The sequence below is a fragment of the Acidovorax sp. GW821-FHT10E03 genome (assembly GCF_059415205.1).
Genome location: NZ_JBWKMU010000005.1, coordinates 305,232 through 326,941 on the forward strand (window position 1 = coordinate 305,232; position 21,710 = coordinate 326,941).

General features: G+C 67.2%; 18 protein-coding genes and 1 tRNA gene. 2 read left to right on the plus strand and 17 right to left on the minus strand.

The window, feature by feature from the left end; all coding sequences use genetic code 11:
* Window positions 1-16 precede the first annotated feature (16 nt).
* From ampD to AC07OD_RS11205, 5 genes are read right to left on the minus strand one after another with little or no spacing between them, the layout of a single operon-like run.
* Complete coding sequence (ampD, locus tag AC07OD_RS11185) at window positions 17-649, minus strand: 1,6-anhydro-N-acetylmuramyl-L-alanine amidase AmpD (RefSeq protein WP_492244561.1); 633 nt, start codon at window positions 647-649, stop codon at window positions 17-19.
* Window positions 633-2,150, minus strand: coding sequence for a sigma-54-dependent transcriptional regulator (locus AC07OD_RS11190; RefSeq protein ID WP_218339684.1), 1,518 nt, complete (start codon window positions 2,148-2,150; stop codon window positions 633-635). The genes ampD and AC07OD_RS11190 overlap by 17 nt, the downstream gene beginning before the upstream one ends.
* Window positions 2,151-2,161: 11 nt before the next feature.
* The gene (locus tag AC07OD_RS11195) at window positions 2,162-3,865 is read right to left on the minus strand and encodes a two-component system sensor histidine kinase NtrB (RefSeq protein ID WP_494596657.1); all 1,704 of its coding nucleotides are present in this window, start codon (window positions 3,863-3,865) and stop codon (window positions 2,162-2,164) included.
* 8 nt (window positions 3,866-3,873) lie between these two features.
* On the minus strand, window positions 3,874-4,095 hold the full coding sequence (locus tag AC07OD_RS11200) for a PP0621 family protein (protein ID WP_218296050.1): 222 nt from the start codon (window positions 4,093-4,095) through the stop codon (window positions 3,874-3,876).
* On the minus strand, window positions 4,092-4,889 hold the full coding sequence (locus AC07OD_RS11205; protein WP_218339681.1) for a cytochrome C assembly family protein: 798 nt from the start codon (window positions 4,887-4,889) through the stop codon (window positions 4,092-4,094). The genes AC07OD_RS11200 and AC07OD_RS11205 overlap by 4 nt, the downstream gene beginning before the upstream one ends.
* 99 nt (window positions 4,890-4,988) lie before the next feature.
* Here AC07OD_RS11205 and ffh point away from each other — a divergent pair, with 99 nt between their 5' ends.
* A complete protein-coding gene (gene ffh, locus AC07OD_RS11210; RefSeq protein ID WP_492244556.1) occupies window positions 4,989-6,368 on the plus strand; it encodes a signal recognition particle protein in 1,380 nt (459 codons plus the stop codon).
* A 129-nt stretch (window positions 6,369-6,497) separates the two neighbouring features.
* Here ffh and mdoH read toward each other — a convergent pair whose 3' ends face one another.
* The 12 genes from mdoH to AC07OD_RS11270 all read right to left on the minus strand — a co-directional run bounded on the left by mdoH (window position 6,498) and on the right by AC07OD_RS11270 (window position 20,709).
* Window positions 6,498-8,516 (minus strand): glucans biosynthesis glucosyltransferase MdoH, encoded by a 2,019-nt coding sequence (gene mdoH / locus AC07OD_RS11215; RefSeq protein WP_492244555.1) that lies wholly within the window; start codon window positions 8,514-8,516, stop codon window positions 6,498-6,500.
* Entirely contained in the window at window positions 8,489-10,000 is a 1,512-nt protein-coding gene (locus AC07OD_RS11220; RefSeq protein ID WP_494596732.1) for a glucan biosynthesis protein G, read from the minus strand. The genes mdoH and AC07OD_RS11220 overlap by 28 nt, the downstream gene beginning before the upstream one ends.
* Window positions 10,001-10,238: 238 nt before the next feature.
* Window positions 10,239-11,654 (minus strand): sigma 54-interacting transcriptional regulator, encoded by a 1,416-nt coding sequence (locus AC07OD_RS11225; RefSeq protein WP_494596661.1) that lies wholly within the window; start codon window positions 11,652-11,654, stop codon window positions 10,239-10,241.
* 18 nt (window positions 11,655-11,672) lie between these two features.
* Window positions 11,673-12,305: a hypothetical protein gene (locus AC07OD_RS11230; protein WP_492244553.1), complete on the minus strand. Its 633-nt coding sequence runs from the start codon at window positions 12,303-12,305 to the stop codon at window positions 11,673-11,675.
* 55 nt (window positions 12,306-12,360) lie between these two features.
* Complete coding sequence (locus AC07OD_RS11235; protein WP_494596734.1) at window positions 12,361-13,821, minus strand: sensor histidine kinase; 1,461 nt, start codon at window positions 13,819-13,821, stop codon at window positions 12,361-12,363.
* 22 nt (window positions 13,822-13,843) lie between these two features.
* On the minus strand, window positions 13,844-15,187 hold the full coding sequence (gene miaB / locus AC07OD_RS11240; protein WP_218296045.1) for a tRNA (N6-isopentenyl adenosine(37)-C2)-methylthiotransferase MiaB: 1,344 nt from the start codon (window positions 15,185-15,187) through the stop codon (window positions 13,844-13,846).
* A gap of 95 nt (window positions 15,188-15,282) precedes the next feature.
* Window positions 15,283-15,720, minus strand: coding sequence for a hypothetical protein (locus tag AC07OD_RS11245; RefSeq protein ID WP_494596663.1), 438 nt, complete (start codon window positions 15,718-15,720; stop codon window positions 15,283-15,285).
* A gap of 199 nt (window positions 15,721-15,919) precedes the next feature.
* A tRNA-Met gene (locus tag AC07OD_RS11250) sits at window positions 15,920-15,996 on the minus strand.
* A gap of 25 nt (window positions 15,997-16,021) precedes the next feature.
* Window positions 16,022-16,801: an enoyl-CoA hydratase gene (locus AC07OD_RS11255; RefSeq protein ID WP_218339678.1), complete on the minus strand. Its 780-nt coding sequence runs from the start codon at window positions 16,799-16,801 to the stop codon at window positions 16,022-16,024.
* A gap of 105 nt (window positions 16,802-16,906) precedes the next feature.
* On the minus strand, window positions 16,907-18,718 hold the full coding sequence (locus tag AC07OD_RS11260; protein WP_494596665.1) for a M61 family metallopeptidase: 1,812 nt from the start codon (window positions 18,716-18,718) through the stop codon (window positions 16,907-16,909).
* Between the two features lie 76 nt (window positions 18,719-18,794).
* Window positions 18,795-19,523 (minus strand): DsbC family protein, encoded by a 729-nt coding sequence (locus tag AC07OD_RS11265; RefSeq protein WP_218296041.1) that lies wholly within the window; start codon window positions 19,521-19,523, stop codon window positions 18,795-18,797.
* Between the two features lie 52 nt (window positions 19,524-19,575).
* A complete protein-coding gene (locus tag AC07OD_RS11270; protein WP_494596667.1) occupies window positions 19,576-20,709 on the minus strand; it encodes an FAD-dependent monooxygenase in 1,134 nt (377 codons plus the stop codon).
* Between the two features lie 89 nt (window positions 20,710-20,798).
* Between AC07OD_RS11270 and AC07OD_RS11275 the strand changes: the two genes are divergently transcribed.
* Window positions 20,799-21,668 (plus strand): MOSC domain-containing protein, encoded by an 870-nt coding sequence (locus AC07OD_RS11275; RefSeq protein ID WP_494596669.1) that lies wholly within the window; start codon window positions 20,799-20,801, stop codon window positions 21,666-21,668.
* Window positions 21,669-21,710: the final 42 nt, after the last annotated feature.

Sequence of the window (21,710 nt, forward strand, 5' to 3'; positions counted from 1 at the left end):
CGCTGCGACAGCGCGTTCAGCTGGCGGCCAGGATGGCGGGCCGGGTCGCCGCGGGAAAACGGTGCGGCGGCCAGCGCAATGCCTTTTGTACCTTCACCCAGTCGAAGCCGGGGCCGGGATCCTGCTTGCGCCCGGGCGCTATGTGCTCATGTCCCGCAATGTGCGCGATGGGATAGCGCCGCGCGATGTCCTGGCAGAGAGTGGCCAGCGTCCGGTACTGGGCGGGTTCGAACGCCAGGCCCTCCAGGCCCTCCAGCTCGATGCCGATCGAGTCGTCATTGCACTGGCTGCGCCCGCGGTAGGCCGACTGGCCTGCGTGCCAGGCCCGCAGATCGCAATCCACGAACTGCCAGAGCGCACCGGTGCGCTCGATGAAGAAATGCGACGACACCGCCAGTCCGCGGATGCTCTGGTAGTAGGGATGGGCATCCCAGTCCAGGGTGTTGGTGAACAGCTGTTGCACTGCACCCCCCCCGTACTCGCCTGGCGGCAGGCTGATGGAATGCACCACGATCAGGTCGATGGCGGACCTGGCCGCTGCCGGGCGCGTGCCATGGTTGGGGGATGGGAGCCTCGTGGCCGCGCGGTGCCAGCCGCCGTCCCACGGCGGTGGGTCCGCCGGCGCTGCCTCCTCAGCCCACGTCGTCATGCGGGTCCTGGTCGTTGGGCACGGCGATGTTCAGCCGGGCGATCCTGTAGCGTATCTGGCGCAGGCTGATGCCCAGCCGGGCGGCGGTGGCGGTCCGGTTGAAGCCCGCCTCGCGCAGGGCGCGGATCAGGATGTCGCGCTCCTGCTGGTCAAGCCATGCCTGAAGATCGCTGGGCAGCGTCACCAGGCTGCCCGCGCCGGGCGGCGGCGCGGCCGGGTAGGTGCTCTGCGGGTCGGCGGGGGACGGCATCGCGGGCGCTGGCGCCGCCCGTGTCCTCGGGGACTCGGCGGTCCCCCCCGAGGGCCCGTCCACATGCAGCTCTTCCCCATCGCTGAGCGCCACGGCCCGGTGCAGCAGGTTTTCAAGTTCCCGGACGTTGCCGGTCAGCGGGTGCGCGGCGATGGCGTGGAGCGCGCTGTCGGTCAGCGGGGGGACCGGCATGCCCGATTCCTGCGCGATGCGCGAGAGCAGCGCGGCGCACAGCACCGGCAGGTCCTCGCGCCGTTCGCGCAGAGGGGGGATCAGGATCTCGATCACGTTGAGCCGGTAGTACAGATCCTGCCGGAAGCGGCCCGATTGCACATCGGCGGCCAGGTCGCGGTGCGTGGCGCTGACGATGCGCACATCCACCGTCTCCTCCTGCGTCGAGCCCAGGGGCCGCACGCTGCGCTCCTGGATCGCACGCAGCAATTTGGACTGCATGGCCAGGGGCAGGTCGCCGATCTCGTCGAGAAACAGCGTGCCGCCACGGGCCGCCTGAAAGTAGCCGTCGCGATCCTGGGCGGCGCCGGTGTAGGAGCCCTTGCGGGCGCCGAAGAACTCCGCCTCGAGCAGGTTCTCGGGAATGGCACCACAGTTCACGGCCACCAGCGGGCCATCCGCGCGCTGGCTGCTGGCATGCAGGGCCTGCGCCACCAGTTCCTTGCCCGTGCCTGATTCACCGTGAATCAGCACGGGCGCCATGCCGCGCGCGACCTTGGCCACCCGCTGCTTGACGTTGCGGATCGCCTCGGAGGTGCCCACCAGCCGGTCCAGGGCGGTGCCCGCCGCCAGGGGATCCGCGCCGGCCGGCGCCGGCCGGCCTTGCACTCCACCGCTGCGCGCGGCCCGGGGCGCGGGGACACCACCCGTGCCCTGCACCGCGGAGGCGACAACCGACCGGAACTGCTTGAGGTCCACCGGCTTGGTCATGTAGTCGAACGCGCCGGAGCGCAGGGCTTCCACGGCGTTCTCGGCCGACCCGTAGGCCGTCATGACCACGCAGCGTTCGCGGCGTTGCTGGTCACGCAGGTCCTGCAGCAGTTCCATGCCGAACCCGTCGGGCAGGCGCATGTCGGTGATGACGGCATCGAACCGGTGGGCCTTGAGCTGCTCGCGTGCCTCCTGCACGCTGGACGCAGTCTCCACACGATAGCCTTCGCGCAGCAGCGTCAGCTCGTACAAGGTGCGCAGGTCGGGTTCGTCGTCCACGACGAGGATGGAGGCGGCAGGGGCGTTCATGGCAATGCGTTTCAGACCACGATGGTGTCAAACAGCGTGGCGGCTTCGGTGGGGCGTGTGGTGCGGCGAAAGCCCACGGTGAAGGCGTTGCCTCCCACCTCGCCCCGCAGGGTGGTGCGGGTAAGCCGCTGGTAGCTGATGGACGCCCCATGGCGCTGGCACAGCTCGCGGCAAATATACAGGCCCAGGCCGCTGGAGCGGCTTTCGGATGAAAAGAAGGGCTCGAACAGGTGGCGCTCCACCGATTTGTCCATGGGGGCGCCGTCGCTCCAGACTTGCAGGCTGATCTGTCCCGACGGCAGGGTCCGGGTGGTCACCGTGAGCGAATCGGGCTCCTGGCCCATGTAGCGCAGCGCATTGTCCAACAGGTTCACGAGCACGCGGCGCAGATGCTCCGTGTCGAATTCCACCTGGGTATTGCCCGCTTCGAGCATCACCACCGCGCGGCGCTGCAGGGGGTCCTGCGCCTGCCAGTCATTCCAGACCAGCGCCACGGTTTCATCCAGCGGCAAGGTGGATGCCGGCGCGTGGCTGATCTGGTGCTGCACGCGGGCGATGTCCAGCACCTCTTCGGCGATGCGGGCCAGGCGGTCCGCATTCTGCTGCACCATGCGCGCCAGGCGTTTCTGGGCGGGGTCGTGCAGGTCTTCCTCGAGCAGGGCGTTGGCCTGCACGATGGCGGCCAGCGGGTTGCGGATCTCATGCGCCACGGCGGCGGACATGCGGCCCATGGCGGCGAGCTTTTCCGTGCGCAGCCGGGCTTCCATCTCCCGCAGATCGTGCAGGAACATCACGCACAGGCGCTCGGTCTGCGCCTGGCGCGCGGCTTCGCGCGTCGAGGTCAGCCAGGTGCGCACATGCAGTCCGGTGGGGCTCTGTCCAGGATGGAGCAGGTCCACGTCCGCGGTCTGGGAATGTTCCTGGCGGAAAGTCCTCCGTGCCAGCGTGACCAGCGGGTTCCAGGGCGTCTCGGACGACAGGATGAAGGGCAGTTCGGGCAGGGCCGAGCCGCCGAGAAGCTGGAGCCCGGCGGGATTGGCAATGCGCACCACATCGCTTTCGTCCACCACCAGCACCCCGTCGGTGAGGTTCTGGATGACCAGCGCGCTGACCTGGGTCTGCACCCGGGCGGCGACCTGGCTTTGCTGCGCCACTTCCTGCTCGCGGGCCAGGCGGCTCGCGAGCTGGTGCACGAGGTAGCTCACGATGAAGTAGCCCGTGCCAGTCAGCGCGCTTTGCAGGTAGCGCGGCGCATCGTCGCCCGCGGTGCCGGAGCCCATCCACCAGGCCCAGCCCAGCAGCAGCAGCGTCACGCCCGCCGTGGTGCCCAGTGCCAGGGTCAGGGTCCCCAGCACGGCCGCCATCAGGATGGGCAGGCCAAACAGGGGGGTGTAGTTCATGGTGCCCGCATGCAGCAATTGCAGCGCGGCGATGGCGGCAAGGTCCACCCCGATGGAGGGCAGCCATTGCGGGCCGGCCCCCGGCGACGGGGGGCGGTGCCTTGCCAGGATGCGCAGCAAGGTGGTGGCCGCGAGATACAGCGCACACACCACCAGCACGGTCGGCTCCGTGGCCTGGTTGATGGCCTGACCCGCACCTTGCAGCACGAGGAGAGCCAGTGCCACCATGACGCGGCCGGTCAGGAATCCCCGCCACAGCCGCACGAACGGCGCATCGACCACGGATGTGAAGGTGCTGGCGGACAGCGCTGGCATGGCCGGTCTCAGGCCGGGCCCAAGCGCCGGTGCTCGGCGCAGCAGTAGGCCTGGGGGCCGACCATCAGCGCTTCGGCCTGGGGAACGTGAACGCCGCAGTGGGCACAGGCAAGCATGTCTTGCGGAAGCGCCAGGGGCGGGGGGCTGGAAGACTCCGCGCCGGTCGCGCGGCGTCCGCGCCAGATACCGATGGCAACGACCAGCACCACCAGCAAGACCAGGTATTTCATGCGTTGCGGCCCAGAACGACTTCCATGACAAAGCGGGATCCCACGTAGGCCAGCAGCAGCAACGCCGAGCCTGCGTACAGCACGCGCACCGCATTGCGGCCCCGCCACCCGAAGCGCGCACGCCCCACCAGAAGGGTGGCGAACGTGAGCCAGGACAGCAGGGAGAACACGGCCTTGTGGTCCCACCGCCAGGCCCTTCCATACAGCGTGTCGCCAAACAGCCAGCCCGCCAGCAGGGTCGCGGTCAGCAGGATGAAGCCCGCGGTCACGAAGCGAAAGGTCAGGCGTTCGAGGGTCAGCAACGGAATGCCGCTGTGCGGATCTTCGGCCTGCCGGATATGGCGCTCGGCGCGGGTCATGAGCCATGCATGCACCACGGCGGCGCCAAAGAGGCCGTAGCAGGCGATGCCCAGCGCCAGGTGCAGGGGCAGCCAGGCGGAGGCCGCGACATGCAGGGGCTGGCCAGGGAAAACCAAGGCCAGCACCACGGCGATGGCGCCGAGCGCGGCCAGGATCCACCGGGCCTGCATCTGCGGAAACAGCTGCCGTTCCACCGCATACACCGTGAGCACGAGCCAGGCCGTCATCGACAGGGCCGGGGCAAAGCCAAAGCGGGGCGCCTCGCCCCAAAGCCCCCACACCAGCACCGCGCCATGCAGTATCCAGGCGACCAGCAGCGCATTGCGTGCTGCCGCGGCCCCCAGCCGCGAGGCGGCTGCGGCGGGCACGGCGTATGCCACGGCCGCGGCCAGGGCCAGCAGCCAGCTGACGGGGGAAGCACTGGGTAAAATCATGGGTACAGTTTAGCCTTTCGCCCCACCGCCAGCGCCCTGGCGGGCCCGCGTGCACAACGACAGCGTTGATGGCGCGCAGGCAATACCGGAACTTCTCCTATGGCCTCCGCCCTTACCGACAAACTCACGCGCCTCGTCAAGGAGATGCGTGGCCAGGCCCGCATCACCGAGTCCAACGTCACGGACATGCTGCGCGAGGTGCGCATGGCCCTGCTCGAGGCCGACGTGGCCCTGCCCGTGGTGCGCGACTTCATCGCGCGCGTCAAGGAAAAGGCACTGGGCCAGGAGGTGCTGGGCTCGCTCAAGCCGGGCCAGACGCTGGTGGGCATCGTCAACCGCGAACTCGCCGCCACCATGGGCGAAGGCGTGGCCGACATCAACCTGGCTGCGCAGCCGCCGGCCGTGATCCTGATGGCCGGCCTGCAGGGGGCGGGCAAGACCACCACCACGGCCAAGCTGGCCAAGCACCTGATCGAAAAACGCAAGAAGAAGGTGCTCACCGTCTCGGGCGACGTGTACCGCCCGGCGGCCATCGAACAGCTCAAGACGGTGACGAAGCAGGCCGGTGCCGAGTGGTTCCCGAGCACGCCGGACCAGAAGCCGCTCGATATCGCGCACGCCGCGCTCGACTACGCCAAGAAGCACTACTTCGATGTGCTGCTGGTCGATACCGCTGGTCGCCTGGCCATCGATGAAGCCCTGATGAAGGAAATCAAGGACCTGCACGCGGCGCTGAACCCGGTCGAGACCCTGTTCGTGGTCGATGCCATGCAGGGCCAGGATGCGATCAACACGGCCAAGGCCTTCAAGGAGGCGCTGCCGCTCACCGGCATCGTGCTCACCAAGCTCGATGGCGATTCGCGCGGCGGTGCGGCGCTGTCGGTGCGGCAGATCACGGGCGCGCCGATCAAGTTCGCGGGCGTGTCCGAGAAGCTCGACGGCCTGGAGGTGTTCGACGCCGAGCGCCACGCGGGCCGCATCCTGGGCATGGGCGACATCGTGGCGCTGGTGGAGCAGGTCACGGCGGGCGTGGACATGGAGGCGGCGCAAAAGCTGGCGGCCAAGGTCAAGAGCGGTGACGGCTTCGACCTGAACGACTTTCTTTCCCAGATCCAGCAGATGAAGCAGATGGGCGGGCTTTCCAGCCTCATGGACAAGCTCCCGTCCCAGCTCACCGCCAAGGCCGGCGCCATGGACATGGACAAGGCCGAGAAGGACATCAAGCGCAAGGAGGGCATCATCCAGAGCATGACGCCGCTGGAGCGGCGCAAGCCCGACCTCATCAAGGCCACGCGCAAGAAACGCATCGCCAACGGCGCGGGCGTGCATGTGCAGGAAGTCAACCGCCTGCTCAAGGAGTTCGAGCAGATGCAGGGCATGATGAAGAAGATGAAGGGCGGCGGCCTGATGAAGATGATGAAGAAGATGGGCGGCATGAAGGGCCTGGGCGGGGGCGGCATGCCCAAGATGCCCTTCTGAGATAGAGGCATTTCGGCCTCTGGCGCTGATGGATAAAGCGCGAAAAGCTAAAAAAAATATAGCAAAATAAAAAGCCGGCATGCATGCCGGCTTTTTTTGTGGGCGATGTGATCGCGAGGAGGCGACGGACTAGGCTGCCTTCAGCATCGGCTGTGCCAGGCGGCTGGCATGCAGCCATGCGCGGCGCAGCACGGGGGGCGACCAGGACTCCTCGGGAATCAGCAGCAGGCGCTGTGCGCGCATCGCCTTGCCCAGCGCGATCTGGCTGGTGAGCACGGCCAGCGGAATCGCCAGCGCCAGCGGCAGGCCCACGGGCATCAGCCACAGGAGGGCGCTGCTGTCGATCAGCGCAACACCCAGCGCCAGCAGGCCGATCACCACGCTCATGGGGGCCAGCTGGCGCACGGCATGGAGCCAGGGCACGGCGTGGGCCTCGCGCGGAGGCGATTTCCATTCCAGCTTCAGGCCCGTGAGCGCTATCAGTACGAACAGCGAATGCGCTAGCATGCGGATGGGGGCCTGCAGGATGGCCAGCACGCTTTCGAGCGCGGCGCTCTTGAGCAGGCTGAAGGCGCCGCCGTACTCCTTTTGCTCGCGGCGCATGAACACCGCGGCCACGCCCAGGATGCGAGGCAGGAACAGCATGCACAGCGTCCATGCCCACAGCGAGAGCAGTTCGGCCGGCAGGATGTGCCAGTCGGCCACGAGCTTGGCGCCCGAGAGCCACAGCGCCGTGCCCAGAGTGAGGAAGGCCAGCCACAATGGGGCCGAGAGGTAGGCCATGGCGCCCGTGATGAACATCGAGCGGTGCACGGCGTGGAGGCCGGGCTCGGCCATGAGACGAGCGTTCTGCAGGTTGCCCTGGCACCAGCGGCGGTCGCGTTGCAGTTCGGCCAGCAGGTCGGGAGGCTGTTGCTCGTAGCTGCCGACCAGGTCGGCCACCAGCCACACGTGGTAGCCCGCGCGGCGCATCAGGGCTGCTTCCACGAAATCGTGCGACATGATGCCGCCCGCCAGACCGCCCTTGCCCTTGATGGGTGCGAGTGCGCAATGCTCCATGAAAGGAGCTACGCGGATGATGGCGTTGTGGCCCCAGTAGTGGGATTCGCCCAGTTGCCAGTACTGCATGCCCAGGGTGAAGAGGCGGCCTGTGACGCGCGAGGCGAACTGCTGCGCGCGGGCGTGCAGCGTGACGTGGCCGATGGCCTGCGTGGCTGTCTGGATGATGCCGGCGCTGGGGTTGGCTTCCATCAGCTTGGCCATCGAGACGATGCAGTCGCCGCTCATCACGCTGTCGGCGTCCAGCACCACCATGTAGCGGTAGTCCTTGCCCCAGCGGCGGCAGAAGTCGGCCACATTGCCGGCCTTGCGGTGCGTGCGGCGGGTGCGCAGGCGGTAGTACACCTGCACTTGCGGCTGCTGGCCGTGCTGGGCGAGGGCATCGCGCAGCGCCTCCCATGCGGCACGCTCGGCCTGGGCGATGGCGGGGTCGTAGCTGTCGGACAGCACGAACACGTCGAAGGTGGCACCGTGGCCGGTGGATGCGACCGACTCGCACGTGGCCCGCAGCCCGGCAAACACCGTGGCCACATCTTCGTTGCAGATCGGCATGATGATGGCCGTGCGCGCGTCGGGCGCCAGTTCGTGCTCCAGCACGCTGCGCACGGACAGCGCGTGCCGGTCACCGCGCAGCATCACCCAGAAACCCATCAGGCCGGTCAGGAAACCGGTGACCACCCAGGCGGAGAGCAGCGCAAACAGCGCGATCTGGCCGTACCCCAGCCAGGCGTTTTCATAGTCGGGCTGCACGCCCGCAAACAGAAAGCTGGCCAGGGCCGTGGTCAACGCGGTCAGCACGGCAAAGGTCCAGCGGCGGCGCTGCGCCGCGCCCTCCCAGGCCTGGGCCACGGCGGGGGCCGCGGGCAGGGCCGGGTGGGGCGCTGCGCTGCGGCCTGTCAGGCGCAGCAGGAGGGCGGTGCCCATGCTGTTCCAGAAGCCGCGCCAGGGAAGCGGTGCCATGGAGCCCCGGTTGACGGGGGGCGCGGTCACGGCATTGGGGTGCCGTTCCTCGCGCAGCGTGCTGCGCGGGATGCCGACAGTCCGGTGCTGCTGTAGGGGGCTTACTCGGGAAGAATGATGTGCGTCCATGTTTCGCTCACAGCGTGGTTGTCGTGTTGAAGAAAAGCGCGCAGCTCGATCGGGCGATCGGCCTTTTGGCGCTGTACGCGAACGGTCATGCGCCACTGCTCGGTGGCGGGATTGCGGTAGACGATGTTTTCAAGCACCTTGCCGTTGGCATCGCTGGTCACCACGGCCTTCACGGTGGCGTCGGCGGGCAGGGCCTTGAGGGCGGGGCCGTCGAAATCGACCACGTACTGGGCCTGCTGGCGCAGGGCCTCGGCGGTTTGTTTGGTGTAGCCCATGCCCCGGCGCGATTGCGTGGCCCAGGCCCCGGGGGGGCGCTGCTGCTCGTCGCCCTGCCAGCTCAGCTCATAGGCAAATTCCAGGGGCTGGCCGGGGGCCGGCATCTGGGCCGGAACCCAATACGCCACGATGTTGTCGTGCGTTTCGTCGGGGGTGTGGAGCTGCACCAGTTCCACGCGGCCAGCGCCCCAGTCGTGCAGGGGGCGCACCCAGGCGCTGGGGCGGCGCTCATACCGGGCTTCCACGTCCTCATAGTTCGACCACTGGCGGTCGCGCTGCATCAGGCCAAAGCCCTTGGGGTTTTGGGTGGCAAACGATGTGACCAGTGTCTGCCTGGGGTTCTGCAGCGGCCGCCACAGCCATTCGCCTTCGCCCGTGGCGATCATCAGGCCGTCGGAGTCATGCACTTCGGGCCGGAAGTCGTCCTTGCGGGGCTGGTTCTCGCCAAAGAAGAACATGCTGGTCAGCGGCGCGACCCCGAGCGTGGCGATGGGCTTGCCGGAGCCGGGCCGCACAAAAATGCGGCTGCGCACGGTGGTGGTGGTCTGCGCGCCGGGCTGGATGTCGAAGCGGTAGGCGCCGGTGGCGCGGGGCGAATCCAGCAGCGCGTACACCGTGACCTGTGTGGACAAGGGGTCGGGTCGTACCAGCCAGAACTCGGTGAAGCGCGGGAACTCCTCGCCACTGCCGCCCACGGTGTCGATGGCCAGCCCCCGGGCCGACAGGCCGTACTGCTGGCCCTTGCCCAGCGCGCGGAAGTAGCTCGCGCCCTGGAAGACCACCAGCTCATCCTTGTAGGCGCTGGAGTTGAGGTGGTTGTGCAGGCGAAAGCCTGCAAAGCCCAGGTCTCCCCAGGCCTCAGGCCGCACCTGGTTCTTGCCATAGTCGAAGTCCGCACGGCTGTAGCCGATGTGGCGCGCGCCCTGCGGCGTGACTTCGTTGATCAGCACCGGCTCTTTCTGGTACAGGCCCAGGTGGAAGAACATGGCCTCGAACGGCAGCTTCTCGGTGCGCCACAGGGCGCGGTCGGAGCGCCAGCGGATGTCGCGCACCTGGTCGTAGTTGAGTTTTGCGAGGTCGGCGGGCAGCTTGTCGCTGGATGCGCGATACGGCTTCTGTGCCCGCTCCCGGGCGAGGCGGGTGACGCTGTCGAAATCGAAGCCTTGCGCCTGCGCAGTGCCTGCGAGCAGGGCGGCGGCCAGCGCCATCACGGCCCGCGGGAGGCGGCCGATGGCGCGTGAACGGAGAGAAAAAACAGCTTGCATGCTGGAACTAGGGCAAACCCTGTGCCAGCTTGAAAAAACTGTTCTAAATCAAATGCTTAGGCCATCAACTGCATGTAAGCAGATGTGCAACCCCGCCATGGGAGCCGAAATACCGGCTTTTTGTCGCCATCTGGCGACAGCGAATGGGGTCGCTGCTAAAAAATCCAGATAAATCAAATGCTTAGTCGTGTCGCCCATCGGCGACGTCGTCGTTGTCCGGGGCGTCATTCTTGAAGTTTCCGGGGGTCAGCGCGTGTTTTTGCAGCAGCCGGTAGAACTCCGTGCGGTTGCGCTGCGCCAGGCGCGCCGCATCGGCCACGTTGCCGTCCGTCATCTTGAGCAGGCCCACCAGGTACTCGCGCTCGAAGCGTTGCCGGGCTTCGGCAAAGCTCAGCACCTGGGTGGACGGCGTGCGCAGCGCGCGCTGCACCAGCGTCAGGGGCACCAGAGGGGTGGTGGACAGCGCGCACACCTGCTCGACAACGTTGTAGAGCTGGCGCACATTGCCGGGCCAGGCGGCCAGGGTCAGGGCCTTGAGCGCCTCGGGCGCAAAGCCTGACAGGCGCTTGTCGTACTTGCGCGCCAGCTTGTCCAGAAAGTGGTTGGCCAGCAGCGCGATGTCCTCGCGCCGGTCTGCGAGGGTGGGCAGCATCAGCGTGACCACGTTCAGGCGGTAGTACAGGTCTTCGCGGAACTGGGCCGTGGCCATCGCCGCCTCCAGGTCGCGGTGCGTGGCCGAGATGATGCGCACGTTGATCGGGATCGCCTGGCTGGCCCCCACGGGGCGCACCGCGCGCTCCTGCAGCACCCGCAGCAGCTTGACCTGCAGTGCGGGGGGCATGTCGCCGATCTCGTCCAGCAGCAAGGTGCCGCCTTCGGCGGCCTGGAACAGCCCCTTGTGGTTGCTCACCGCGTCGGTGAAGGCGCCCTTGACGTGGCCAAACAGTTCGGACTCCAGCAGGGCCTCGGGGATGGCGCCGCAGTTGACCGCCACAAAGGGGTGGCTCGCACGGGGGCTGGCGCGGTGGATGGCCTGGGCCAGCAGCTCCTTGCCCGAGCCGCTGTCGCCCAGCAACAGCACGCTCGCATCCGACTGGGCCACCATGTAGGCTTCGGCCAGCAGGTCGGTCATGCGGTTGGAGCGGCTCACGATCTCGGCGCGCCATGCCTCGTTGGCATGGGCATGTGCCACCGCAGGGGCGCTGAGCGCCAGGGCCTGGGCGATTTTCTCGAGCAGCTCCTTGCCGTCGTAGGGCTTGGTGAGGTAGGTGAACACCCCGCGCGACGTGGCTTCCACCGCATCGGGAATGGTGCCGTGGGCGGTGAGCAGGATGACCGGCAGCGAGGGGTGGCGTGCACGCACTTCGTCGAACAGCGCGAGTCCGTCGCGTCCTGGCAGGCGCACGTCGCTCAGCACGAGCTGGGGGCGCGCCATGTCGAGCTGGGCCAGCGCGGCCTCGGCCGAGCCCACGGCCACCACGTCGTATCCGGCGGCATGGAGCCGCAGGGACAACAGCCGCAGCATGTCGGCGTCATCGTCCACCACAAGAATGCGGGCGGCGGGCGTTGCGCGGGAGGGGCGGGGAGCGGCTGCCATGGTCGTTGTCTCGCAAGCTCAGGGTGCCGGGCGCTGCGGGCTGCTGCCTGGGGTTGATGCCGGTGTGGCAGGAAGCGGGGCGGGGCGCGTGGTCAGGCTGCGTTCGATGGCGCGCACGGCCTCCAGCCGTTCGTTGAGCTGGTCGTTGCGGCGCTGTGCATCGCGCAGTTGTTGTGCCTGCCGCTCCAGCTGGTCTTCAAGCCGGCGTTGCTGCAGCAGCCGTGCCTCCATGAGGCGCGCCAGGGGATGCAGGGGCTGCGCCGCGGCAGCGGTGTTGCCCATCACGCGCTGCACCAGCCCGAGGGCACGTGCCGTATCGACGGGCTGGCGTGTCTGCGCAAGCGCAACAGCCAGGAGAAGCGGGGTTTCCGCCGTCGCGTCTTCCGCCTCGCCGAGGCGGGCGATTTCCCTGGCCAGTTCTGCAGCGGGCATGCGCAGCGTCCGGTCGGCCTGGGCCAGCACCTGCAGCACCGGTTCGGCGGCCTGGGTTGTGCCGGCGGCCGCGGCCTCGCCCGCCGGGAAGGACTCCGGTGCGTCCGGGGCCGGGGCGGCAACCGCCACGATGGGGGCGGGCGCTCCTGCCGCCGCTGCTGCCGCCTTGGGCGAGGTGGCATTGCAGCCCGTCAGCACGAGCGCTGCGGCCAGCGGCAAGATCCATGCAGGGGAATTCAGCGCTTGCTGGCCGGCAGGGCGGCAAGGGACATAACTAGGCGGCATGTGGTAGTTCCATGCGAAAAAAGGAGTGGACGCCGTCTTCCACCAGCCGCACGCGGCCACCGTGGGCAACAACGTACTCGTGGACGATCGAAAGCCCGATGCCGGTGCCTCGCACTGCATCGTCGGGCTGGCGTATGCCCCGGTAAAAGGGTTCAAACACGCGGTCGCGGTCGGCGCTGGCCACCCCGGGCCCCTGGTCGGAGACATCCACGCGCACGTGGTCGGCGTGGCGCGAGAGGGACAGCCGCACCGTTCCGCCCTTGGGGGAGAAACGGATGGCGTTGGACAGCAGGTTGCTGACGGCCGAGGCGATTTTGTCGGCATCGATCTGCAGGGACACAGCCGGCCCCTCCACCAGCACGCGCAGGCCACGGGCCTGCCATTGCAGGCGCTGGGCCTCCACCTGGGCCTCCAGCAGCGCAAGCAGATCGGTGTCGCGCCGCTGCAGCTGGCGTGCCTCGAACGCCGCGGCATTGAAGCGCAGCAAGGCTTCGATCTCCCCCTGCAGCACCAGCGTGTTGTGGTGCAGGATCTGCGTCACTTCGCGCTGGCCGGCGTTGAGCTCGCCGGTCACGCCGTCCTGCAGCAGCGCCACGCCTTCCCGCAGCGCGGCCAGGGGGGTCTTGAGCTCGTGCGAGACATGGCGAAGAAAGCGGGCCTTGTCGGCGTCCAGCTCCAGCAGCCGCAGCCGCAGCCATTCCAGTTGCTGACCGACCCGGCGCACGTCGTCGGGGCCCGAGATCACCACGGGCGCCTCGAGCTGGTTCTCTCCCAGCCGCCGGATCGTGCCTTCGAGCCGCTTGAAGGGGCGGGCGAGCCAGATGCCCAGCGCCAGGGCCAGCACCAGGGCCAGGACGATCACCCCCACCACCTGGTGGGTCACGCTGCGGCGGCTCGCCTCGACCCGGTCCTGCAGTTCACGGTTGCGCTGGGCATTGATGTCCTGCACCGATTGCGCAATGGTGGTGTGCAGCGCCTCCAGCGTGACGAATTCTTCCGCCACCAGCCGCTCGTTCTCCAGCGCCCGCTCTGGCGGGGCATCGAGCAGATCCTTGACGGCGTCCAGATGCCTGCGCCATTGCGCGGACTGCTCTTCGGGGAGTCCACCCTTGTGCAGTTGGTCGAGAACGGCCAGCGCCTCCACGGACATCTCGTTGAAGCTGCGGCGCAGCGGCGCATCCCGCAGCACCAGGGACTGGCGGGCCGCGCGCTCCAGCGCCTGCCCACGCTGGTTCAGCGCCTGGGCGGCCGTGCTCAGGGCTGTTGCCTCCGCGCCGCCGTGGCGGCTTTGCACCATGAGCTGTTCCAGCGTATAGAGCGCCCGCAGGGAGCTCACGCCCAGCAGGCCCGCTATGAGCAGGAACGCCAGGAGCAGCAGTTGCTGAAACGAGAGGCCGTGCAGAGGGCCGTCGACCTTCTGCGAATCCGCGTGTGGCAGGTGTTCAGGCATTGCCACGGGTGTCTGCTGCGTCTCAGGCGGCGTATGCCGCCTCGTGGGTGCGCACTTCGCCGCGCAGGGTATAGGCCTTGGCCTCGGTGATCGTTACATCCACCATCTGCCCCACCAGGCGGGGCTGGCCCACAAAGTTGACCACGCGGTTGCATTCGGTGCGGCCCATGAGCTCAGTGGCGTCGCGCTTGGAGGCGCCTTCCACCAGGATGCGCTGCACCGAGCCCACGCGGCTTTCGCTGATGGATTTGATGTTGGCGTTGATGACGCCTTGCAGGTGTTGCAGGCGGCGCAGTTTCACGTCGTGCGGCGTGTCGTCGTGCAGGCCGGCGGCGGGCGTGCCGGGGCGCGGGCTGAAGATGAAACTGAAGCTGTTGTCGAAGTGGATGTCGTCGATGAGCTTCATCATCTTGTTGAAATCGTCCTCCGTCTCGCCGGGAAAGCCCACGATGAAGTCGCTGCTCATGGCCAGGTCGGGGCGGATGGCGCGCAGCTTGCGCACCGTGCTCTTGTATTCCATGGCGGTGTAGCCGCGCTTCATGGCCATCAGGATGCGGTCGCTGCCATGCTGCACGGGCAGGTGCAGGTGGCTGGCCAGCTTGGGCAGCCTGGCGTAGGCCTCGATCAGGCGGGGCGTGAATTCGTTGGGGTGGCTCGTGGTGTAGCGGATGCGCTCGATGCCCGGGATGTCGGACACGTATTCGAGCAGCAGCGCGAAGTCGGCGATCTCTGCCGTGCCCCCCATCTTGCCCAGGTAGGCGTTCACGTTCTGGCCCAGCAGGGTGATTTCCTTCACGCCCTGGTCGGCCAGGCCCGCCACTTCCACCAGTACATCGTCGAACGGGCGGCTGACCTCTTCGCCGCGCGTGTAGGGCACCACGCAGTAGCTGCAGTATTTGCTGCAGCCTTCCATGATGGAGACAAAGGCACTCGCGCCCTCGACCCGCGCCGGGGGCAGGTGGTCGAACTTCTCGATCTCGGGGAAGCTGATGTCCACCTGGGGCTTGTCCAGGCGTTCGCGCTGGTTCAGCATCTCGGGCAGGCGGTGCAGGGTCTGCGGGCCGAACACCACGTCCACATAGGGCGCGCGCTTGATGATCTCGGCGCCTTCCTGGCTGGCCACGCAGCCGCCCACGCCGATCTTCACGCCGCGCGCCTTCAGGTGCTTGATGCGGCCCAGGTCGCTGAACACCTTCTCCTGCGCCTTCTCGCGCACCGAGCAGGTGTTGAACAGAATGAGGTCGGCTTCGTCCACGTTCTGCGTGGGCTCGTAGCCCTGGGCGGCATTGAGCACGTCGGCCATCTTGTCCGAGTCGTACTCGTTCATCTGGCAGCCGAAGGTTTTGATAAAGACTTTTTTGGCCATGGCGGGCTCGCGATCGGGAAAGGGATAAGGCGGGGCGCCCGGCGCTCCGCAAGCATGCAATCGGCTGCGCCGTTGCGCAGGGCGCAGCCGCCGTGTTACTTCTTGATGGGGTCGGATTCCGCGCGGTAGTTGCGCTCGACCGTGTCACTGCCCTTGCGGGGTTGTTCGGCTTCACCCTGGGTCAGGATCCAGGCGGTGATCAGCATGCCGGTGCTGTTTTCGATGACGTAGTTCACCTTGTAGCTCTGGCCCAGCACCGTGTGCGCCATCACCAGCGTGTTCTGCGGGCTCAGCAGGCGCATGCCGGGTGCCATGCGGATGTTGCGGCCGTTGAGCGTGGCTTCCGACACCGTATTGAGGGTCAAGGTGCCGCGCAGGGCCGCATCAGGGAACGTGCGCATGCCTCCGAGGCCAGGCTGTACCTGGGCGGTGGCGGGCAGAGCGGCGTACACGAGGGCGCAAGCGAGCCCGGCGACGATGTGATGGCGTAGGTTCCGTGCGGGAACGCGGTGGGGAACAGTGCAGCGATTCATGGTTTACATCCAGGGGCTGAAGGGAGAATTCTAGGGCGGACCTGCCGTTGGGGGTGCGTGAGCCAGCAAACCGTCCGAGGCGGGAAATGACCCCATCGGCTGTGGAGGGGCCTGCGCATTGTCAGGGCCAGCCCAGGCAACACGAAAGCCCGGCACCAAAGAAAAACCCACAGTGGGTTGCCGCACTGTGGGTTGGATGTGGTGGTCGTAGGTGGACTTGAACCACCGACATCAGCATTATGAATGCTGCGCTCTAACCAACTGAGCTATACGACCGTAGCCCCAGATTATAGAACAAAAATTATTGGTGTGTGAAGTTCGCGGTGCGTTTGTTCATGAAAGCGTCCATGCCTTCCTTCTGGTCCTGGGTCGAGAACAGGGCGTGGAAGAGGCGGCGCTCGAACATGACGCCGTCCGACAGGCTGCCTTCGAAGGCGCGGTTGACGGACTCCTTGGCCGCCATCACGGCGATTTGCGAGAAGCCTGCAATGATGATCGCGGCGCCCAGCGCCTCGTCCATGAGCTTGTCGTAGGGCACCACGCGGCTGACCAGCCCGGCGCGTTCGGCTTCCGCGGCGTCCATCATGCGGCCCGTCAGGGCCATGTCCATGGCCTTGGCCTTGCCGACGGCGCGCGGCAGCCGCTGCGTGCCGCCCGCGCCAGGGATCACACCCAGCTTGATTTCAGGCTGGCCGAACCGGGCGTTGTCGGCGGCGATGATGAAATCGCACATCATGGCCAGCTCGCAGCCGCCCCCCAATGCAAAGCCGCTGACGGCGGCGATCACGGGCTTGCGGATGGACCGGATGGCCTCCCAGTTGCGGGTGATGTAGTCGCCCTTGTAGGTGTCCGCAAAGCTGTACTTCGCCATCGCTCCAATGTCCGCGCCCGCCGCGAACGCCTTTTCGCTTCCCGTGACGATGATGCAGCCGATCTTCTCGTCCGCGTCGAAGGCCTTCAGCGCGGTGCCCAGTTCGTTCATGAGCTGGTCATTCAGCGCGTTGAGCTGCTTGGGGCGGTTGAGCGTGATGATGCCAACCTTGTCCGCCTCGGTGCGGACCTCGATGGTTTCGTAGGACATGGAAATCTCCTGGATTTATAGGTGGTTATGACGGCGTGAACGAATATACCCAAGCGAGGCTGCAGCGCGCGGAGGTAGGTAGAACACCGTACCGCGCAGCGGGAATCAGTTCAGCCAGCGCCCCACCGCGGCCGCGTTGGCAACCGACAGGCTGATCGTGTCAGGAACGGCAGGGGCTGGCACGGGGCCGCGGGCGGTTTTTCTGGGCGCGGAGGACGGGCCCCGGGACGGGAGTTCCAGCGCCAGGCGCAGCAGGCGGCCATCGCGCGCCACCAGGGCCGTCAATGCCGTCTCGGTGCCTGCATAGAACGCCACGTCCTCCAGCTTGCTGATGCGCCATCCCTGCTGGTTCACCTCGATGCCCAGCCATTCGTCGCCTGGCGTCATGCCCGCCTTTTCCGCGGCACCGCCGCGCAATACGGTCTTGATGTGCACGCTGTGGCTTTCTCCCACCCGCAGCCCAAGCCGCTGGGCCCATTGGGGTGTTTCGGCCTTGAGGTGCACGCCGTGGGCCGCTAGCAGTTCCGTCAGCGGAAGCTCCGTGGTGCCGTGCACCCACTGCGCCAGTTCGGCATCAAAGGATCGGCCGGCCAGCTCTTCCAATACCGTGCGCAGATCGTCCTCGGCCATGGGGCCGCCATGGCAGCGTGTCCAGAGCGCGCGCATGACCTCGTCCAGGCTGGTCTTGCTTTCGCGGCGCAGGGCGAGGTCCAGGCAAAGGGCCACCAGCGAGCCCTTTGTGTAGTAGCTGACGGTCGCGTTGGGCGTATTCTCGTCCTGGCGGTAGTACTTGACCCAGGCATCGAAGCTGGCCTGTGCCACCGTCTGTACGGCCCTGCCGGGGGTCTGCAGTACCTGGTTGATGGTCTTGGTGACGAGCTTCAGGTATGTGGACTCATCGATCAGCCCCGCGCGGCGCAGCAGCAGGTCATCGTAGTAGCTGGTGAAGCCCTCGAAGAACCAGAGCAGCTGCGTGTAGTTCTCCCGCGAGTAGTCGTGCTCGGTGAACTCGAACGGGCGCAGCCGCTTGACGTTCCAGGTGTGGAAGTACTCATGGCTGATGAGGCCCAGCAGGGTGGTGTAGCCTTCCGCGGCGCGTGTTTCCCCGAGCCGCGGCAGATCGCGGCGCCCGCAGATGAGCGCGGTCGAGTTGCGGTGCTCCAGCCCCCCGTAGCCGTCCCCCACGGCATTGAGCATGAACAGGTAGCTCCTGAAGGGAGCCTTGCCATCGCCATGCCAGAAGCGGATCGTGGTTTCGCAGATCTTCTGGGTGTCCGCCAGCAGGCGCTTGCCATCAAACGATGGCGCCGCCCCGGCCACCACAAAGCGGTGCGCAATGCCGCCGGCCGTGAACCGGCCGATCCAGAACATGCCCATCTCCACCGGGCAATCGACCAGCTCGTCGTAGTCTTGGGCGGCATACAGGCCAAAGCCCTTTTTGTCGGCCTTGAGCGCGGCAAGCCCGGTGGCGACCGACCATCCGGCCGTGGCGGGCGTGCTGGCGATGTCGAGGGTGTGGCGTTGCTTTTCCTGTCCATGCACGCGCAGGCACAGGCTGGTGCCATTGAAAAAGCCCCGGGATGTGTCGAGCCAGGCCGTGCGCACGGAGGTGTCGTAGGCGCAGACGCAATAGGTCAGCACCAGGGGTTTGTCCACGCTGCAGTCCGCCTGCCACCGGTGCTTGTCCAACTGGATCAGCGCCACCTCGCGCTTGCCCTGGTGGGCCTTGAGCTCCTGCAGGTTCTTGGAGAATTCGCGCACCAGATAGCTCCCCGGAATCCAGACCGGCAGCGAGACCTCCTGCAGGGCCTGGGGACGGGTGATCGTCAGTGCCACGCGAAAGAGATGGGCGTACAGGTCGGAGGGCTCGACGCGGTAGTGGATGGCGGCGGGTTCTGGCGTGCGGGAAGAGGGCATGGGCAGCTGCAGGTTCAGGCTTGCGGGCAGATGGCACAGCCCGTGGGAGAGGGCGTCAACGGCGGCGCAACGCGGGTCAGTTCGCTGCGGAGGGTTCGCTGCTGGCCTCGGCCAGGCGCTTTTCCACTTCCTTCGCACCGATCGCGCCCGGCACGCGGGCCCCGTTGGCAAAGATCAACGTGGGGGTGCCCGTGATCTTGTGCTTGCGCCCAAAGGCCAGATTGCGCTGCAAGGCACTGGTGTCGCAGCTTGCCGCAGCCGCGGGCTTGTCCCGCACCATCAGGTCCTGCCAGGCGGTCACAGGGTCCTTGGCGCACCAGATGTTGCGCGATTTTTCGGCGGAGTCTGGGCTGAGGATGGGGTACAGGAACAGGTACACCGTCACGTTGTCCACGTTCTGCAGGTCGCGTTCGAAGCGCTTGCAGTACCCGCAATTGGGGTCTTCAAAAACGGCCACCTTGCGTTTCCCGTCGCCCCGCACGATGGTGAAGGCATCCTTGAGGGGCAGGGCGGAGAACTCGACCGCGGTGAGTTTGGCGATGCGGTCTTCCGTCAGGTTGCGGCGCGCCTTCGCATCGATCAGCTCGCCCTGGATCACATAGTTGCCCTTGGCATCGGTGTAGAACAGATCCGTCCCGATGCGCACTTCGTACAGGCCCTTCATGGGCGTGGGGCGCACTTCGTCGATCTTGTCCATTTGCGGAATGCGCTCGGCGAGGGCCTTCCGGATATCTGCCTCCTGCGCGGAGGCGGCAATGCCTGAAGCCAGGGCGGCTGCGGCGAGCAGGGTGGGAATCAGTTTCATGGTGTTCTTGTTCCGGAGATCTGTCGGCCTCCCGGTGGAGGCCGCAATGTGGTCAATGTATACCCATGGCCTGGCGGGCCACGAAGTTCTTCAAGGGGCCGCTCAGTTCAAAGCCCTTCATTCCCCAGTTGCGCAATGCCTGCAGGGGGCCCTCGTGGCGGGAGAAAAGCTGCTGCAGCCCGTCCGTCGCCAAACTCATCGGCAGGAGCGCGGCCTTGCGCTCCCTTTCATAGCGCCGAAGCAGCCGCACATCCGCCACGCTGCGCCAGTAGTCGCGTCCCTGCAGCATGCCTGCCAGGGCCTGCGCATCGGCCAGGCCCAGGTTCAGCCCCTGGCCCGCCAGCGGGTGCACGTTGTGCGCCGCATCGCCGGCCAGCACCCAGCTGCGCGGGTTCTTGCCGCTGGCGGGCAGGGCCCCGCACCAGCGATCCGCCTTGGCAAGCTGAAGGGGCCAGGCTGCGCGCTCCGCACTCAGCACCAACTTTCCCAGCACCTCCTGGCTGCCCGCCTGGAGCTTTTTCGCGAATTCTTCAGGCGGCAAGGCCATCAGCGGCGCCGCCTGGTCCTGCAAGACGGACCATACAACCGCCACGGAGTTCCCCTGGGGTCCGCCCAAGGGCAAAAAAGCCAGGATGCCGTCGGGCAAGAACCACTGGCGCGCCACCTGTCCATGCGCACGTTCGCACTCCAAGCGGGTGGCGATGGCGTGCTGGGGATAGGGCGTCACCTGAAAATCCACGCCAAATTCTTGGCGCGTGCTGCTGGCGCGGCCCTCGCACACCACCGTCAGCGCCGCGGGCACGGGCGACTCCACCCATTCCACCTGCGGCTGGTAGCGCACGGCTTCCGTGAGGCGTGCTTCCAGGGCGGGCACGTCGACGATCCAGGCCAGGGCATCCACCCCCTGGGTGGCCGCGTCGAAATGGACGGCGCCGTCGTGGTCACCCTGCACCTGCATGGTCCGCACCGGCGTGGCGTGTTGCTCGTCCGGCCAGCTGCGCAGCGATTCGAGCAGATGGCGCGAGGCCGCATTCAGCGCGTAGGCCCGCACATCGGCGGCTGCGGCGCCTCTGGGGCCGGGGGCCGGCAGCAGGGCCACTTTCAGCCGTTCGCGGGCCAGCAGCAGCGCCAGGGTCTTGCCCACGATGCCGGTGCCGCGAATACAGATATCAAAGGTTTGGGCCATGGCGGCATTGTAGGAGGGGGCTTGTGCCCGCGCGCGCAGTGCAGAATCGGGGCCCGCATCCCCGCCCGTTTTTCAAGGAGTACCCCGGCGTGAGCTTCAACCCTGATTCCGATCTGTCGGGCACCATCGCACGGCTGTTCGTCTATCCCGTCAAGTCGTGCGCCGGCATTGAAGTGCAGGAGGCGCTGCTCACGGAGACCGGGCTGGACCTGGACCGCGCCTGGATGGTGGTGGATGCCAAGGGCATGTTCCTGACCCAGCGCGTCCTGCCCCGCATGGCGCTCATCCGGCCGCAGCTCAAGAGCGACGAAATGGTCTTGCGCGCGCCCGGCATGCTGGCCCTGCACGTGTCCATCGATGCGGTCGAGGCGCCTGCCACCGTGACCGTGTGGCGGGATACGGTGCTCGCCTGGGACATGGGCGCGGTGGCCGCCCAGTGGTTCACGGATTTCCTGGGTCAGCCGTGCCGGCTTGTCCGTTTCGACCCTGAGCACCGCCGCCTGTCCAGCATGGAGTGGACGGGTGGGATCGAGGCACCCAATCAGTTCGCCGACGGGTTTCCCGTGCTGGTGGCCAGCGAGGCTTCCATGCAGGAGCTGAATGCGCGGCTGCAGGCGGCAGGCCATGCCCCCGTGGGGATGGAGCGGTTCCGGCCCAATGTGGTGCTGGCCGGCGTGGATGCCCATGACGAAGACCGTGTGGACATGATTCGGGTGGAGGCCCCGGAAGGCGGGATCCACCTGCAGCCCGTGAAGCCGTGTTCACGATGCCCCATCCCCGACATCGACCCCGCCACGGCCGAAAGCACCCCCGCAGTGGGCGACATGCTGCGGACCTACCGCCAGGACAAGCGCCTCGATGGTGCGATCACCTTCGGCATGAATGCCATCGTGGCCCGGGGCGCGGGCCAGATGCTGCGCGTGGGGCAGCGGGTGGGGGCGGATCTGCGCTTCGATTGAGGCGTGAACCGGCCCCCGAACGGCGGTTGCCGGCAGGCCCGT

Excerpts from the sequence above, each read along its gene's own strand:
- AC07OD_RS11225 (WP_494596661.1), bottom strand. The coding sequence starts at position 11,654 with ATGGCAGCCGCTCCCCGCCCCTCCCGCGCAACGCCCGCCGCCCGCATT.
- AC07OD_RS11190 (WP_218339684.1), bottom strand. The coding sequence starts at position 2,150 with ATGAACGCCCCTGCCGCCTCCATCCTCGTCGTGGACGACGAACCCGAC.
- AC07OD_RS11245 (WP_494596663.1), bottom strand. The coding sequence starts at position 15,720 with ATGAATCGCTGCACTGTTCCCCACCGCGTTCCCGCACGGAACCTACGC.
- AC07OD_RS11270 (WP_494596667.1), bottom strand. The coding sequence starts at position 20,709 with ATGGCCCAAACCTTTGATATCTGTATTCGCGGCACCGGCATCGTGGGC.
- AC07OD_RS11255 (WP_218339678.1), bottom strand. The coding sequence starts at position 16,801 with ATGTCCTACGAAACCATCGAGGTCCGCACCGAGGCGGACAAGGTTGGC.
- ampD (WP_492244561.1), bottom strand. The coding sequence starts at position 649 with ATGACGACGTGGGCTGAGGAGGCAGCGCCGGCGGACCCACCGCCGTGG.
- AC07OD_RS11265 (WP_218296041.1), bottom strand. The coding sequence starts at position 19,523 with ATGAAACTGATTCCCACCCTGCTCGCCGCAGCCGCCCTGGCTTCAGGC.
- AC07OD_RS11220 (WP_494596732.1), bottom strand. The coding sequence starts at position 10,000 with ATGGCGCTGGCCGCCGCCCTGCTCGCAGGCACTGCGCAGGCGCAAGGC.
- AC07OD_RS11205 (WP_218339681.1), bottom strand. The coding sequence starts at position 4,889 with ATGATTTTACCCAGTGCTTCCCCCGTCAGCTGGCTGCTGGCCCTGGCC.
- AC07OD_RS11235 (WP_494596734.1), bottom strand. The coding sequence starts at position 13,821 with ATGCCTGAACACCTGCCACACGCGGATTCGCAGAAGGTCGACGGCCCT.
- AC07OD_RS11195 (WP_494596657.1), bottom strand. The coding sequence starts at position 3,865 with ATGCCAGCGCTGTCCGCCAGCACCTTCACATCCGTGGTCGATGCGCCG.
- mdoH (WP_492244555.1), bottom strand. The coding sequence starts at position 8,516 with ATGGACGCACATCATTCTTCCCGAGTAAGCCCCCTACAGCAGCACCGG.
- AC07OD_RS11260 (WP_494596665.1), bottom strand. The coding sequence starts at position 18,718 with ATGCCCTCTTCCCGCACGCCAGAACCCGCCGCCATCCACTACCGCGTC.
- ffh (WP_492244556.1), top strand. The coding sequence starts at position 4,989 with ATGGCCTCCGCCCTTACCGACAAACTCACGCGCCTCGTCAAGGAGATG.
- miaB (WP_218296045.1), bottom strand. The coding sequence starts at position 15,187 with ATGGCCAAAAAAGTCTTTATCAAAACCTTCGGCTGCCAGATGAACGAG.
- AC07OD_RS11200 (WP_218296050.1), bottom strand. The coding sequence starts at position 4,095 with ATGAAATACCTGGTCTTGCTGGTGGTGCTGGTCGTTGCCATCGGTATC.